Annotated in this window: 14 protein-coding genes and 1 tRNA gene; 9 read left to right on the top strand and 6 right to left on the bottom strand. The window is 49.4% G+C overall.

What is annotated here, in order from left to right:
- The first annotated feature begins 169 nt into the window (after positions 1-169).
- The 5 genes from BUB30_RS32305 to BUB30_RS32285 all read left to right on the top strand — a co-directional run bounded on the left by BUB30_RS32305 (position 170) and on the right by BUB30_RS32285 (position 8045).
- On the top strand, positions 170-1156 hold the full coding sequence (locus tag BUB30_RS32305; protein ID WP_073142849.1) for an AAA family ATPase: 987 nt from the start codon (positions 170-172) through the stop codon (positions 1154-1156).
- A 358-nt stretch (positions 1157-1514) separates the two neighbouring features.
- Positions 1515-4349: a TonB-dependent receptor gene (locus BUB30_RS32300; protein ID WP_073142848.1), complete on the top strand. Its 2835-nt coding sequence runs from the start codon at positions 1515-1517 to the stop codon at positions 4347-4349.
- Positions 4350-4525: 176 nt separating this feature from the next.
- Complete coding sequence (locus BUB30_RS32295; RefSeq protein ID WP_143165174.1) at positions 4526-6358, top strand: hypothetical protein; 1833 nt, start codon at positions 4526-4528, stop codon at positions 6356-6358.
- A 97-nt stretch (positions 6359-6455) separates the two neighbouring features.
- Positions 6456-7010 (top strand): hypothetical protein, encoded by a 555-nt coding sequence (locus BUB30_RS32290; protein WP_073142847.1) that lies wholly within the window; start codon positions 6456-6458, stop codon positions 7008-7010.
- Between the two features lie 96 nt (positions 7011-7106).
- Positions 7107-8045, top strand: a complete 939-nt coding sequence (locus BUB30_RS32285) for a TIGR01777 family oxidoreductase (protein WP_073142846.1) — start codon at positions 7107-7109, stop codon at positions 8043-8045.
- A gap of 10 nt (positions 8046-8055) precedes the next feature.
- On the opposite strand, the gene BUB30_RS32280 is transcribed toward BUB30_RS32285, so the two are convergent.
- Complete coding sequence (locus tag BUB30_RS32280) at positions 8056-9150, bottom strand: glycoside hydrolase family 130 protein (RefSeq protein WP_073142845.1); 1095 nt, start codon at positions 9148-9150, stop codon at positions 8056-8058.
- Positions 9151-9186: 36 nt separating this feature from the next.
- On the opposite strand from BUB30_RS32280, the gene BUB30_RS32275 reads away from it, so the two are divergent.
- Complete coding sequence (locus BUB30_RS32275; protein ID WP_073142834.1) at positions 9187-9939, top strand: LOG family protein; 753 nt, start codon at positions 9187-9189, stop codon at positions 9937-9939.
- A 132-nt stretch (positions 9940-10071) separates the two neighbouring features.
- On the top strand, positions 10072-10398 hold the full coding sequence (locus BUB30_RS32270) for a hypothetical protein (RefSeq protein WP_073142832.1): 327 nt from the start codon (positions 10072-10074) through the stop codon (positions 10396-10398).
- A gap of 4 nt (positions 10399-10402) precedes the next feature.
- Here the strand turns inward: BUB30_RS32270 and BUB30_RS32265 are convergent, their stop codons facing one another.
- The gene (locus tag BUB30_RS32265; RefSeq protein ID WP_073142818.1) at positions 10403-10843 is read right to left on the bottom strand and encodes a YHS domain-containing (seleno)protein; all 441 of its coding nucleotides are present in this window, start codon (positions 10841-10843) and stop codon (positions 10403-10405) included.
- Between the two features lie 153 nt (positions 10844-10996).
- Positions 10997-11251 carry a hypothetical protein gene (locus tag BUB30_RS32260; protein ID WP_073142817.1) on the bottom strand — a complete coding sequence of 85 codons (255 nt, stop codon included), beginning with the start codon at positions 11249-11251 and terminating at the stop codon, positions 10997-10999.
- 203 nt (positions 11252-11454) lie between these two features.
- Here BUB30_RS32260 and BUB30_RS32255 point away from each other — a divergent pair, with 203 nt between their 5' ends.
- Positions 11455-11805: a DUF4844 domain-containing protein gene (locus BUB30_RS32255; RefSeq protein WP_073142816.1), complete on the top strand. Its 351-nt coding sequence runs from the start codon at positions 11455-11457 to the stop codon at positions 11803-11805.
- A 413-nt stretch (positions 11806-12218) separates the two neighbouring features.
- Here the strand turns inward: BUB30_RS32255 and BUB30_RS32250 are convergent.
- Both BUB30_RS32250 and BUB30_RS32245 read right to left on the bottom strand, forming a co-directional pair.
- Positions 12219-12295 (bottom strand) — tRNA-His (locus BUB30_RS32250).
- 59 nt (positions 12296-12354) lie between these two features.
- A complete protein-coding gene (locus tag BUB30_RS32245; protein WP_073142815.1) occupies positions 12355-13695 on the bottom strand; it encodes a dihydroorotase in 1341 nt (446 codons plus the stop codon).
- Positions 13696-13718: 23 nt separating this feature from the next.
- Here BUB30_RS32245 and BUB30_RS32240 point away from each other — a divergent pair, with 23 nt between their 5' ends.
- Positions 13719-15143 carry a DEAD/DEAH box helicase gene (locus BUB30_RS32240; RefSeq protein WP_084138519.1) on the top strand — a complete coding sequence of 475 codons (1425 nt, stop codon included), beginning with the start codon at positions 13719-13721 and terminating at the stop codon, positions 15141-15143.
- Between the two features lie 37 nt (positions 15144-15180).
- Here BUB30_RS32240 and BUB30_RS32235 read toward each other — a convergent pair whose 3' ends face one another.
- Entirely contained in the window at positions 15181-15750 is a 570-nt protein-coding gene (locus tag BUB30_RS32235) for a hypothetical protein (RefSeq protein WP_073142814.1), read from the bottom strand.
- Positions 15751-15841 lie beyond the last annotated feature (91 nt).

The following is a 15841-nucleotide window of genomic DNA, read 5'->3' as shown; positions in this document are numbered from 1 at the left end:
CACCACCCAGCCCTTCGACCTACCTCCATCTCACATCCCCCGACAGCACCAAACCTCCCCCCAACCCTCTGCAAAACATTTTCCCCGAAAAAATCCCTCCCATCGCATTTTTCAAGGGCATTTTTTTAGAATTGCCTTATTTTTGATTTTTTAAACAAAAAGAATTCCCATGGAAGCCCTGGCCATTGAAAAGCACGAAGAACACAAGGAAAAAGTAAAGCAGGTATATGCCGAAATGGCCAAGGTCGTGGTGGGCCAGGAGTACATGGTGAACCGCCTCCTCATTGGTTTGTTCACCAACGGCCACGTGCTGCTGGAAGGCGTGCCCGGTCTTGCCAAGACCCTCACCGTGAGTACCCTCGCCCAAGTATTGCACCTCGATTTTCAACGCATCCAGTTCACCCCCGACTTGCTTCCCTCCGACCTGGTGGGCACGATGATCTATAACCAGAAAGACGGCAAGTTCGACGTGAAAAAAGGTCCCATTTTCGCCAACATCATTTTGGCTGATGAGATCAACCGTTCGCCTGCCAAAGTGCAGTCGGCCTTGCTGGAAGCCATGCAGGAAAAGCAGGTGACTATTGGCGAAACCACTTTCAAACTCGACCGTCCCTTCCTTGTGTTGGCTACCCAAAACCCGGTGGACCAGGAAGGCACCTATCCACTGCCGGAAGCCCAGGTCGATCGTTTTATGATGAAGGTATTTGTGGACTATCCCACCAAAGACCAGGAGATCGAGATCATGCGGCGGATCTCTAACATGCAATTCGATTATAAAGTAAGCACCATCCTGAGCAAAGAGGACATTTTCTCCGTGCGCGACCAGGTGAACAAAGTGAAGATCTCCGAGTCATTGGAGCGCTACATCATCGAGCTGGTGTATGCCACCCGCAATCCGCTGGAGTATAAACTCAATGAACAGGCGCAGTATATTCAATTCGGTGCCAGTCCCCGTGCCAGCATCAACCTGAACCTGTCGGCCAAAGCGCTGGCCTACATGGAAGGCCGCGACTATGTGTTGCCGGAAGACATTAAAGAAGTGGCCCGCGATGTGATGAACCATCGCATCATTCTCAACTACGAGGCGGAAGCCGACAACGTGCGCACGGCCGATGTGATCAAAGCCATCCTGAACAAAGTGCCCATCACGAAATAATTTTCTGTCTTTTCATAACCTGCCTAGCCGTGACGTTGTCGCGGCTATTTTTTTTATGGATGGGGATGGAAGTTGCGAGGGATATTTCGCCTTCAATCAAAAACCAAATTGAATTTTGGTCAACGGGAGGGCTACGTTTATTTTGTTCTATTATGGTGACGTTATGCACATTAAAAAAACTTGTAAGAATTGTTAAGCCGATATATTCGAAAACCGCTGATTATCACCGGGCAGCCCAAAACAGGTCAATTTGTGGGTTTGAACTCGGGTTGGCGTTATTTCCCTCTTAACAATTTGGTAATAAACCCGTCCCCGTCAGGTAATATTAAGACCTCACCTTTGCCTCAAATTACCCCCTATGTTGCGAAGCATACTATTGTCTCTATCCTTCCTGATCATTTCATTTGCTGCCTGGGCTCAAAACGGAACCATCGGCGGTATTGTAACAGATGCTAAAAGCGGTGAAGCCATTGTTGGCGCGAATGTCATCATTCAAGGCACACAAGTGGGAGCTGTTACGGACGTGGAGGGCAAATTCACGATTGCCAATGTGAAGCCCGGCACCTACACGCTGGCGATTACTTTCATCACCTACAAAGCCAACATCGTGGCCGATGTGGTGGTGGAAAGCGCTAAACGCACCGACCTTAAGGTGCCCATGCAAGAAGATTCTGCCACTGAGCTTACTGAAATCGTGGTGGCGGCAACACGTGAGATCAACAACGACATGTCGCTGATCAATGCCATTAAAGAAAGCAAGCTGGTGGTGAGCGGTATTTCCGCCGAACAAATCATAAAGTTACCCGACAACGACGCAGCGCAGGTGATGAAGCGCGTGCCCGGTGTCACCATCGTGGATAACCGGTTTGTATTAGTGAGAGGGGTGCCCGACCGTTACAACCAGGTGATGATCAATGGCGCTATTGCACCGAGCACCGAAGTGGATAAAAGAACCTTCGCGTTTGATCTTATTCCCAGTGGTGCCATCGACCAGTTGTTGATCTATAAATCGGCAACTCCCGACCTACCGGGTGATTTTGCGGGGGGTGTTATCCAAGTGAAGACAAAGCAGACGACTTCCGATGAGTATACCAGCTTTGGCCTGAACTTTGGTTATCGCGCCAACACGACGCTCAAGGATTTTAATGAGTCGGCAAAGAGTCCCACGGACTTCCTGGGATTCGATAATGGATTCCGGTCACTGCCCAGCGGATTCCCTTCGGTGGAAGCCTTGAAGACGACCGGCCAGGTTTCCCCGCTTCGCGAGCAAGCCGGTAAGTCGCTCTCCAATCAATTTGATTACACAACGTCAAGGGCGCCGGTTGACTATGGATTCAATTTTGGTTATGCCCGCAACGTCATGTTGGGAAGAGTACGGGCGAGCACACTCACCTCTTTGAATTACTCGGTCAACTATCAATACTACAAGGCGAGCTTTAATCGCTATACAACGTTTGATACGAATCCGGAAACGAAATCAGACTTTCAAAACGACTTCAAGGATAGCAACTATAGTCACGAAACTAAGATCAGCCTCATTCACAACTGGCTCTTCAACTTGAGCGATCGAAATAAGATCGAGTTCAAAAACCTCCTGGTACAGATTGGCGACAACAAAACAACGTTGCGCGAAGGACACGATTACACACAGCTTCCCGGCTTGTGGAATAACAATTCCTATTATTACCTCAGCCGCTTTATTTATTCGGGCCAATTAGAAGGCACCTATTCGCTGAAAGACAACTCCGGGAAGTTCAACTGGATGCTAGCGATGAACTATGTTGACCGGAGTGAGCCCGACTACCGCAAGTTCAGAAGAAATTTTGACGACACGCGTAGCGAGTTTCGTATGATCCTGCCTCCGGGCTCCAACCTCTTTGACGCCAACCGCTACTTTTCCAGTTTAACGGACAACGGCTACCAGAACAGTGTGACCTTTGAGAAAAAATTTGGGAACCTGGACGAGAAAAGAACACCGAGTCTGAAAGCCGGATATTTCCTGGACTATAAGAAACGCGCGTTCAGCGCACGCTATGTCTCTTATTTGTATCCTGCAAACTTCGACGGCGCCTATGGCAACGAGCTTTCCTATTTGCCGATAAATACGATTTTCTCGCAGCAGAATATGTTCACGAATAATGCCGACGGGACACAATCCCCTGGGTTTGCCATCCAGGAGGGTAGCGATCCATCGTTTGTTTATCACGGCAAGACGCTTGTTACCTCGGGCTTTGTCATGGGTAACGTTCCGGTTGGAAAATTTGACATTGGTGGAGGCGTACGTGTAGAACACTTCGACCAGAAATTGGAGACGTATCTGGATCCGGTGCACAACGTAAAAACGTCGATACTGCCTTCGGCGAACATCGCCTATAATTTAACAGAGCGGTCGTTGCTGCGTGTCGCCTACAGCAAAACGGTGAACCGCCCGGAGTTTCGCGAGCTTGCGCCCTTCTTGTTCTATCAATTTGAATATAACCTGAACCTGATCGGAAATCCCACCCTCAAACCCGCCACGATCGACAACATCGATCTTCGCTGGGAACTGTATCCGAACCCGGGTGAGTTGATCAGCTTTGGAGCGTTTTACAAAAACTTTAAAAACCCGATCGAATTCTACCAACAAAATGCATCGGGTAATATCCAGTTCAGTTATCAAAACGCGCCCAAGGCCTACACCACAGGCGTTGAATTGGAAGTCCGGAAATCGCTGGCTAGCCTTGGCGTGTCTAAGTTCCTCCGCAATCTTTCGGTGAACATCAATTCGTCGCTGATGAAGAGTGAGGTGGATATGGGACCTGATGTGACCTTCCAGAAAAGACGAAGACCGCTGCAGGGACAATCGCCTTATGTGATCAACTCGGGATTGTATTATAACGATCCGGACCTGGGCTATTCTGTTAATATCGCCTACAATGTGATCGGCAACCGGATCATGGCGGTGGGAAGTGTTATTGCTCCTTCCTGGATTGAGAGACCCCGCAACGCCGTTGATCTCCAGGTGGCGAAGGAGTTCAAGAATTCAATGGAAATAAAGTTGAACGTACAAAATGTGCTCAACGCAAAATATCGCATTTTCCAGGATAATGACGAAAACCAAAAGATCGATGAAAAAATTGACGACCCGATCCAGGTTTATCAGACATCGCAATTGTTCACGCTGTCATGGTCGTGGAAGTTTATGAAAAAATAGTTGTGCGTGACAACACGATAAAAGTAAAGAGGCTCCGGCCTCTTTTATTTTTTAATGTTAAATGTTAACCGCGGGGAAACAACACGTAACGATTTGTTAAAATGGGTTTAACACCCGTTGAACATCGTCCGCATACCTTTGAGCCATTCAATTCGAACCATTCTAAATCTGACACCATGAAAAAAATCTTAGGACTTTTCCTTTTTTCTGCGATGTTGGGATTCGTCGCTTGTAATAATGACGATCCATCGACCCCAACCGCCCCCACCGTTAGCTTAGACAAATCCACTGCACAAGACGTGCCTGGAGCAAATGTTACGGTGAAAGCCACTGTGACTGCTCCTGGAGGTGGAAAATCACTGCTCGTTACGGGCGGCTCAACCCAAACCATCGACCTCGCTGGTGCTACCAGCGTAGATAAGGACGTGGTCATTGCCATCCCCGCTTCCGCCGTTGTAGGTTCTACCATCACGGTAGTTTTTTCGGCATCGGACAACTCCAATCAGAATTCCGCTCCCGTGACATTAACCATTACCGTGGGTAACCCGGTGATCACTTTGCAAGGTAACATCAGTGCCAACCAAACCCTGGATGCAGCTAAAGCTTATTTGCTGGTAGGCCAAGTGTTTGTGAAGAGCGGTGCCGTGTTGACGGTTCCCGCCGGTACGGTTATTAAAGGTGACAAAGCTTCCAAAGCTGCGTTGATCGTTGAGCCCGGTGGACAACTCGTTTGTAACGGAACAGCTGAAAAGCCTGTAGTATTCACTTCGGCACAGCCTGCAAACGGCCGTGATCGTGGCGACTGGGCCGGCGTACTCCTCTTGGGAAGTGCATGGGTGAACCAGGACACCAAGCCTAGCATCGAAGGTATCACTCCTTCTGTTCTCTATGGCTCTTCGAAAGCTGAAAGCGCTACACCTACCACCAATGCTGACCAAAGCAGCGGAATCTTGAATTATGTTAGAATTGAATACGCCGGTATCGAGCTCACGCCGAATAACGAAACCAATGGTTTGACCATGGGCGGCGTAGGTAACGGCACAACCATCGACCACGTACAATCATCTTATGGTGGTGACGATAGCTTCGAATGGTTCGGCGGTACAGTAAATGCAAAACACCTTGTTTCTTTCAGCGCTTGGGATGACGATTTGGATACGGACTTCGGTTTCCGTGGAAATGTTCAGTTCGCCCTCGTAGTGCGCTATCCTTTCTATGCCGACCAATCTGGTTCCAACGCTTTTGAAAGCGATAACCAAGGCAATGCTAACGCTACGAATGGTTGCGACTTCACCTTTGATGGAACGGGCGTAACCGGCGGTGGCCACGATGGCTGTACGCAAGCTGTGTTCTCCAACGTCACCGTACTGGGTCCTAAAGATGTGAACTCACGCACGATCTCGGGTAGCTTCCAGAACACCATGCACATCCGCAGAAGAACGAACCTTTCTATCTTCAACTCGTATCTGTCGGGCTTCACTACCGGTCTCCGTATGGATGACGATGCTACCATCGCAGCCTACAAGAGCGGATTGGGTAAATTGAAGAACAACGTATTGTTGGCGACGATCGCCGTTGCAAACACCGAAAAAGAAGTGGGTACCGTTTCCGGTGAACTGGGTGTGGTATATAGCACCAATACGGCAAGTGGCGACGCCACAGCTGTGAAGACCATCTGGACGAACGCTGCCAACGACAACGTCAGCCAGTTCCCCACAAAAGCTATACAGTGGTCCGCAGTAGCTGGAACACCTGCCGGGTCTGTGTTGCCTCCTTACGCTGGTTATGGTGTACCCCTGACCAGTTATTGGGGTGGTGGCGCAGTTGGCGCATACCCTGTCAACCCTGACTTCAGCTCCGGTTCCGGAACACTGGCTACTGGCGCAGACTATAGCGATGACAAGTTTGGTACTTTCTTCGACAAGACACCGACTTACATCGGCGCCTTTGGCACGAGCGACTGGACCGATACCTGGACTGAATTCCAACCCGGTGTGAAAGCGTACTAATCGCTTCGATCGCGTAAATAGAAAAACGAATTATTGTAAAAAAGACTTACCCTATTCTGGGTAAGTCTTTTTAATTTTGCACGCATTCCAACTGAATATGAAGTACAACCATTTGTTATTGTTTGCCCTGGCCCTCCTGTTTTTTTCATGCGATAAGAAAGCGAACTACAACCCCGATGATCACCTGACGGCAGCGACGAAAGATGAAGTGATGACCAAGTTGATCCGCTACCTGGCCAAGCCACCCGAAAACACTTCCGACGTGGAGAAATTCGACAAACAATACGACGAATACTATCTTGATAAAATGAGCCGCGCGAAGCTGGAGCTTTACTATCCGGCAGGTAGAGAAACATACTTCCTGATCTCTCAAGAAGCGGCAAGTCTCTATGGTAAGCGCCACGCCACGGGTGGAAAATTCAAACTGAATGACAAGGGAGAGTTAGTTGAATACGAAGAAATTTTCAGGACCTGGAAAATGATGCCCGACACATTGCTGCGCAGAGGCGGCATGTTGTTCGATCGCATGGTGAAGGGTGAATCACTCGAACCCTATTGGACGAAGAACAGCAACGGTGAAGAGTATGTTGAGTTTCCGGACCCGAATGTGTATTACGACAAAGCGGAGCGGAAGTGGAAAACGAAAGCCTAGCAGCGCCTTGACTTCTTAAATCCGTCACCCGGGAGTGCGGTTTTCTTTTTGAAGAAATTTTATAATTTCGGTACATAATCGTATCCATAAGCATCCTTGCACAGCATCCTCATCACCGGCGCATCCGGCCTCATCGGCTCACGGCTTACCAACTTGTTGCACAGCCATGGCCACCGTGTGGCCCACCTGGGTCGCGCCAAGCGCGATGGCATTGCCCGGTCCTTCGTTTGGGATATTGACCGGCGCTACATCGAACGCGGTGCCTTCCAGGACACCGACACCATCATCCACCTCGCCGGCGCCGGCATTGCTGACAAACCCTGGACCAAAGAACGCAAACGCGAGATCCTCGAAAGCCGCACCCAATCCACGCAGCTGCTTTACGACGAACTAAAAAAAGGCAACCACTCCGTCAAGACCATCATCTCCGCCACGGCGGTCGGCTACTACGGTTTCAAAGACGAAGCGATTACCTATACGGAAGACGATCCGCCGGGCGATGATTTCCTGGCGCAGGTCACGCGGCGGTGGGAGCAGGAGGTGGATGCATTTCTGAAGTTAAATATTCGCGTGGTGCGCCTTCGTATTGGCATCGTGCTTAGCGCAGACGGCGGTGTGGTGCATGAGATCTTGCGGCCCGTAAAATGGTATGCCGGTGCGCCCCTGGGATCGGGGAATCAATACCTGAGCTGGATCCACCTCGACGATCTTTGCAACATCTTCATCATGGCCGTAGAGAACGATGCGCTGGAGGGCGCCTACAATGCCGTGGCGCCTCATCCCGCGACAAACCGGGAGCTCACCCTGGCCATTGCAAACGCGGTGCGCAAGCCCATCATTTTTCCCGCCATTCCTTCGTTTATCCTCAAGCTGCTGTTGGGCGAAATGGCCGACCTGGTGCTGCGGGGAAGCAAAGTGTCGAGTGAGAAAATCCAACGCGCCGGATTCAAATTTGCTTTTGAAAACGTAGACGACGCCCTCGTAAATTTGCTTCAAAAAAAACGGCCGGTCGCGCCGGTAGCATCAAAAAAATAAAGCAGAAGCCTTACTTGACCGCCACACCGATTTTTGAATCGGCGGTACCATAATACAAAAGCCACCGGTCGTGGAAATAGATCATGCCCTCCAGAAAACACACTTGATTTACTTGCCCTGTGATCTCGTAAGGCTTGTCGGGCCGGATGAAATTTTTCTCCAGCCGGTCTATTACTTGCGTTGGATCATTCCTGGCGAACAAAACCTGCCCACCGCAGTAGGCACCCTTGGCCAGCGTGGTGTCGCCTTGGGTATTGTGATTCATGCCATTGTAGAGGAGCACGATGCCGGCGTCGGTGAGCAATGCATAGGGACCGCTCTCCACCAGAAAGCTGTCGAAATAACCTTTGCGCGGTTTAAGGACGGACTTTAGTTTTCCGTTTTCCAGTTCCGGTGTCCAGTGCAGCAGGTCGGAGGACGTGGCGGCAAACAAGTCTGTGTCGCCAAAGTACATCCAGAACTTCCCGTTCACTTTTGTGGCTACGATCTTCGACCCTTCGCGTCGCGCGACAATGGCGCCCGACTTGCTCCAGGTATCTTTGTGGCTGCCTTGCAACACCGTTCCGTACTTTGTCCAATGGATCAGGTCGGGCGATATGGCAAGCAATAGCCTTGCCGTTGTGCCATCGTAGGCCGTGTAAGTCATGATGTATTGGCCTTCTTCAGACTCCACCACGCGGGGATCTTCGATGCCGCCTTCCCATTCAAAACGCTTCAGGCTGTCGTTGTCGGGATAGAGGACGGGTTCCTTCATTTTTGAAAAATGGAGACCATCATCGCTTGTGGCCAGGCCGATGCGCGACGTGCCGGCAAAGCGGCCCACGGTGTCTTCGGCCCTGAACAGCAGGTACACTTTATTTTCACGAACGACGGCGGCGGGATTGAAAACATCTTTGATTTCCCACGTCACTGCTTTCCCCAGCACGGGGCATTGGAACACATTTTCTCCGGGCACGAGGATGGGATTGACACTATCAACTTTTTCGAACGGCACCAGCGCCCACGTCGTTCCGGTGGTGGTCGTGGGTTTAGGTTGGCAACCGCACAGGACCAAACATGCGCCTAGAACAAGAGAAAAGTAGAAGACGCTTGTTTTTCGTTTCATCCTTGTATATTCGTTTTTTATGTACAAGGTATACGTATGAAAACGAAAAAGAAAACTGCAGAGGTATCGTTAAGTCCCGAGGCGTTGGAAGAAGAGCAACGCATCCGCAGGGCTTTCAAAGACAAGGATTGGGCGGAGATCAAAGGCTCCAACAGCTGGATGATCTTCAAGGTGATGTCGGAGTTTGTGGAGGGCCTCGAGAAGCTGGCCAAGATCGGTCCCTGTGTCACCATTTTCGGATCGGCCCGGGTAAAACCCAGCAACCCCTATTATAAAATGGCCGACGAGATCGCCTATCAGTTGGTGCAACACGGCTATGGTGTCATCACGGGCGGTGGACCGGGTATCATGGAGGCCGGTAACCGCGGGGCCAACCGGGCCAAGGGAAAATCCGTGGGCCTCAACATCTATCTACCCCACGAGCAAAAAGGAAACATCTATATCGACCCCGACAAACTGATCACGTTCGATTACTTCTTTGTGAGAAAGGTCATGTTCATGAAATACTCACAGGGCTTTATCGTCATGCCCGGCGGTTTCGGCACGTTAGACGAGCTGACGGAAGCCTTGACGTTGATCCAAACCAAAAAGATCGGCCGGTTCCCCATCGTACTGGTGGGCAAAAGTTTCTGGAAGGGTTTGTTGGACTGGTGGAAGAAAGTGTTGGTCACCGACAAGATGATCAACGAAGAAGATCTCGATCTCTTTAACCTGGTCGATACCCCGGAAGAAGCCGTGCGCGTCATCGACGATTTCTATTCCAAGTACTTATTGTCACCCAATTTTTAACCGGGCAAAGGATCAACACGAGATCAAGAACGTAAGCATGGGATGCGCCCCGATGCCGTGGTTCATATCCCTGAATTGCCGTATGAAGGTTATGCAAGTGATCGTTAGAAATTCAAATTTAACCGGATAGCCATGCCTTTACCTGACTATGATACCGGCGTCATCACCCAGCAACTCTACGACGCCGCGCAATCCAAACGCGTTTGCAGCATACAGTTGTTCAAGGAAACGGGATCGAGAGTCGTTCATCCCTATGGTGTTTGTCGCACGAAGCAAAACAAGATCGTGCTGGTGTGCTGGCAGGAATATGGATACAGCGCCAAAAGCAAAGGTCCCGGATACCGGAACCTTATGCTGATGGAGTGCTCGGGTGTGAAAGTATTGCCCCGAACGTTTTTTGTACGCAACGATTTTGACGCCGCCGATCCACTATACGCCGAGTGGGTTTTTCACATCTGAATATTTACTCGAATTTTTCAGTTTTCACCGTGGGCCAGTTCGCGTTGGCCTTCGTGATGAAACCGGCCGGATCTTTTTTCCAAAGCACTTGCACGTCCTTGTTGTAGTTCAGGTACAGCTTGCCGTCGATAATGGTCCAGGCATCGGGCGAGGTTGATGCTTTGTGCCCTTGCGACATGCCATAGGCGCAATAGCCTCCGAACTGTGGCGCGAACTTTTCGGGGTTGGCTTTGAAGTCACTGAGATTTTGTGCGGAAGAAAAAAGCCAGGTTGATTCTTTCCAGGTGTAGTTGAGTTCCTTTTTCCCTTTCACAGGTTTTGATTCCTTGAAATAGGCCACGGGATCGTAGCCTTGAATAGCCGCTTCTGATTTTGTGAATACTTCTTGTCCAAATGCAGGAGCCAGCAACAGCACGAGGAAAAAACAGGTCATGAATGATTTCATATTTTGAATAATTTTTCTTCAAAGAAATTCAACTCAAAATAAAAACGATGTCGGCTGCATGACATTGCCGTCGATTCGATCGCGCTATTTTTTTTTGAATGATAGATCAAAAAAAATAGTACCAATCCGAAAACAAACGCGACGTTCAGCCGTTTAAAGTTCTTCTTTGGGCAATTTGATCTGGTCGGAATAAAATTTCATCCGCGTATGCATGTGGTCCAGCGGAATTATTTTCTCGATGAGCGAGAATTTGTGATTGATGAATACTTCGAGGTAAAAATTACCGAGCAAGTATAAATTTATTTTATAGCCGTAATAGCGAATGGCCATTACAAAAGTGCCTTTTTCATAGAGCGTACTGATCTTGTCCTCCAGCGTCAACTCATCAAATTCAGTATATGCGATCATGAATTAAACATAAGCTAAAAATAATTGGAGCACAAGATTGATTCTGGCTTAGTTTTTCTTTAAAGTGGGCCGATGCGCTCTTCGCGATGTTGGGGATTTATAGTAATTTGTTCCAGAGAGAAAAGAGCACCAAACGATTGCGTGAAAAAGATCTGAGCCTCGAAGCTGCATGTTTTTCGCAATGATTTTTAACGGACACCAACATGGCGATAGAAAAAGAAGCACTGAATAAACTGATCGTTTTACGAGAAAGAAAAAAATTTACAAATCCCGAATGGAAACAGCGCGGACTTAATCCATCCGATCCGGCAATCATCGAAGCGATGACGCGGTTGACCAATGTATGTCTCGACGAACTGTTGGCAGATGTCCGGTCCGATGCACCCGAAGAACAAATGAAGGGAACCTTGATAAAAGGATTAGAGCGATTCAACGCGACATACTACGACACCGAGGAGAAAGAATTTATCGGAGATGAGTTTTATAAAATTGGTCAGGTGGTCGGGATCAATATGGGTGAGAGCTTAAATTATTGGATGTACGGTGAGATGTAGGAACAATGATAGCGCTTACTAAAGAGAAAGAAAGTCATGGTTGGAACAAAATCGATTTGCCTACGCAGCGTGTAACGGCCCGTTGAATTTGAACATGACCTCGAAGATGAGTGGTGTTCCGAACTACTGGATAATTTGCCAATGCGACTTGTGCCCGGAGTACAGCTTGCTTTCGAGCGGTGGTTTCAAATTTTGGCAATTTCAAATCCGTCGAAATTCTGGACGGCAGCGAGCATTCTGACGAAGACGCAGTCACCCGGCTCAATCAAATCAAATTCTTTCGGGGCAAGAAATAGAAAATCCGGCATCTACACCCTAACCCGGGCCCAACCGCCAAAATATACGCACCGGCTCCTATCGGTGAGAAACAAAAAAACCCTATGTTGTTGATAAACATAGGGTTACAAGTATTTTGGGGTGAAAGACGGGACTCGAACCCGCGACCCTCAGAATCACAATCTGATGCTCTAACCAACTGAGCTACATCCACCATTTGAGGACTGCAAAGTTAGACAGACCGCTGAAATATGCAAAAACGATTTTCTAAAATCATTTCCGGTCAAACCGGAGCCGCTCGCCCATTTTGCTCTCGTCGAACGCCCCCAGGCTATAGGCCAGGTGGCCCGATACAAAGGTGCGCTCCACCTGGGAACGGAACGTTACGCCCTCAAAAGGCGACCAGCCGCAGTGGGCCACAATGTTCTCGCGCCCTACTTTCCAGGGGGTATCCAAATCCACCAGCACCAGGTCGGCAAAGTAGCCCTCGCGGATAAAGCCGCGCTTCTCGATCTGGAAAAGAATGGCCGGATGATGACTCATCTTCTGAACCACTTTTTCGAGTTTTATTTTCCCCTGGTGATACAGTTCGAGCATCGCCACCAGGCTGTGTTGCACGAGGGGGCCACCCGAAGGCGCCTTGAAATAGGTGTTGCTCTTTTCGTCCCAGGTATGGGGTGCGTGATCGGTAGCGATCACGTCGATGCGGTCGTCGAGCACGGCATCCAGGATCGCTTGCTGATCCTGAGCGGTTTTCACAGCCGGGTTCCATTTGATGCGTGTGCCCAGGCGCGCATAGTCGGCATCGTTGAACCAGAGGTGATGCACACAGGCTTCGGCGGTGATCTTTTTTTGCTCGAGGGGAATGGTGTTGTCGAACAACGACGTTTCCTTCGCCGTAGAGATGTGGAGAATATGAAAACGCGTGCCATGTTTTTTGGCCAGCTTCACGGCAAACGACGAAGAGAGATAGCACGCTTCTTCGCTGCGAATGAGGGGGTGACACGCGATGGGCACATCTTCGCCATACTTTTCTTTATAGAGGGCTGTATTTTTTCTAATGGTGCCCTCGTCTTCACAATGCGCGGCAATGAGCGAGGGGAAACGCGAGAAGAAATGTTCTAAAACTTTCGGATCATCCACCAACAGATTTCCCGTGGACGAGCCCATAAAGATCTTGAGACCGCACACACGGGTGATGTCGGTCTTCATCACTTCCTCCAGGTTGTCGTTGGCGGCGCCGATGAAGAAGGAATAGTTGGCCAGGGCATTTTGGGAAGCGATGTTGTATTTCTGTTCCAGCAGGGCTTGGGTGAATGTTGGCGGATTGGTGTTGGGCATTTCCATAAAGCTGGTCACCCCTCCGGCCACGGCCGCCCTGGATTCGGAGTGGATGTTGCCTTTGTGGGTCAGTCCGGGCTCGCGAAAGTGCACCTGGTCGTCGATTACGCCCGGCAGCAAGTACTTTCCCGCAGCGTCGATGATCACGTCTGCCGACCGCGAGGACAGGTCTTTGCCCACGGCTTCAATGTATTGTCCCTTTATAAGCACGTCGCCTTCAAAGACCTTGCCTTCATTGACTATATTTGCGTTGGTGATCAGTTTTGTCTTCATCGCCGGTAAAATTAAAAGCTAAAGTGTCAGCAATCCCAACTTTCGAAGGTTTTAATCTCAACAAACAGCTGCTCAACGCCGTGGCTGACCAGGGATTCACAACACCCACTGAAATCCAGCAGAAATGCATCCCGCTTGTCCTGGGCGGCCAGGAAGTGATCGGCATCGCGCAAACCGGCACCGGCAAAACGGCAGCCTACCTGTTGCCCATCCTCATGAAAGTGAAATACGCACAAGGCGACGAGCCCCGCGCGGTGATCCTGGCACCCACCAAGGAGCTGACCATCCAGATCGCGGAACACACGAGGGCCCTGGCGAAATATACCGACCTGCGCATTCTGCCGATCTACGGTGGCATCGGCCCCAAAACACAGATCCAGGAGATCCGCGAAGGCATAGACATCCTCATCTCCACACCTGGTCGTTTTCTGGAGCTCTACCTCAAAGGAGAACTGCCCACCAAGCAGATCAAATTCCTGGTCTTGGATGAGGCCGACCGCATGATGGACATGGGCTTTATGCACCAGCTGCGCAAGATCCTGGAGGTGGTGCCACGCAAGCGACAGAACCTGTTGTTCTCCGCCACGTTTTCCGAACGGGTGGAAATGTTATCTGCCGAATTTTTAGAGTTTCCGGTAAAGATTGAAGTAACGCCACAAGCCACCGCCGCCAAGCAGGTAGAGCAAGAGTTGTATCACGTGCCCAACATGCGCACCAAGATCAACTTTTTGGAGCGCCTGCTGCAGGATAGAGAAACTTTTAACCGTGTCATGATCTTTACGCGCACCAAGGAAGTGGCCGACAATGTTTTCAATTTCCTCGAACGAAAGGCGTTGGGTCCGGTGAAAGTGATCCACTCCAACAAAGGACAGAACAGCCGCATCAACGCCGTGACTGAATTTAAAGAAGGACAGCTGCGCGTGTTGGTGTCGACGGATGTGACGGCGCGGGGTATCGATGTGGTGAAGGTATCGCACGTGATCAACTTTGATGTGCCTCCTTTGCATGAGGATTATGTGCATCGCATCGGGCGAACAGGCCGCGCGTTCCAGGAAGGGAAGGCCATCACGTTTGTGACCAAGTCGGAGTTGTATCACATCGAAAAAATAGAAACCCTCATCCGTGAAAAAATTCCCGTCAAACAAATTCCGGAAGAAGTAGAGATCACGAAGACGCCTTACGAGGAGGCCCAGGCCATGGCGTTGGATATCGATTGGCAAAAGCGAAAAGAGAATCCGGATTTTAAAGGGGCGTTTCATGAGAAGAAGCGGACCCCTGACAAAAAGGATGCTCCTAAAAAGAAGAAGGTTGTTTTTGACAAGAAGAATCTGGCGGCGAAGCGGAAGGATGCTCTTGATAAGGGGAGTGCACCGGCGAAGAAAAAGAGGGATGTCTTTGATGAGAAAGGAAGGACAGCGAAAACGAAGCGGGGGAAGAAAGGGAAATAGCGCGAGCGGTGTCAGACTGCGTACCGTCGTCAGACGCCTATATTGAAATAAAGTGTGTATAGAATATAAAGTCGTTCAACAATTTGTACTCGTATCCCTCATGGCGCTCACCGCTCATGTCCACTTTGTAGTGCGTGCACACTAATTTTTGTTCGAATTGCTTCGTTATCTTATTAAGCAATTTGGCATGACCTCTTTTCATTAGCTTCGGAAAAACATATCGCATAATGAGTTCTGAAGCCTCCATGGAAGCTGCCCCTTGTGAAATCATTTTTTTTGCACCCAGTTGATAATTCAATGTGTAGTCTTGGTTCTCATCCAGAAAACTTAGAACCATTCGAATTCGATTCTGATCGCGTTCTGGTTTAAAATGTCTTTGATTTTTCAATCCGTTTATTGCAATCCTAACCTCATCCAGACCAAAAGAAGCAATTGTTGAATCGAGCTCTATGTTGATTTTATATTGTTCAGAAAATCCTTTTAGTCTAATCGTCTTACTGGAGTGGATATTGACAGCATTTGCTTCCTTAACATAGGAGCACAAAAGTGATAGGATGATTATAAATAGAGTAGTCTGATGAGGATTTACGTTAATGGAATGAAGCATCTTGGGAAGTATGATTCTTGTATCGACCGATCGCTATGATCTTAACGCCCAACTATTCGGGCACGAATAAAGGAATAGCCGTAATAGTCAA

This window comes from Chryseolinea serpens (assembly GCF_900129725.1).
GTDB classification, from domain to species: Bacteria; Bacteroidota; Bacteroidia; order Cytophagales; family Cyclobacteriaceae; genus Chryseolinea; species Chryseolinea serpens.
This window is presented reverse-complemented; position numbering and strand designations above follow the sequence as displayed.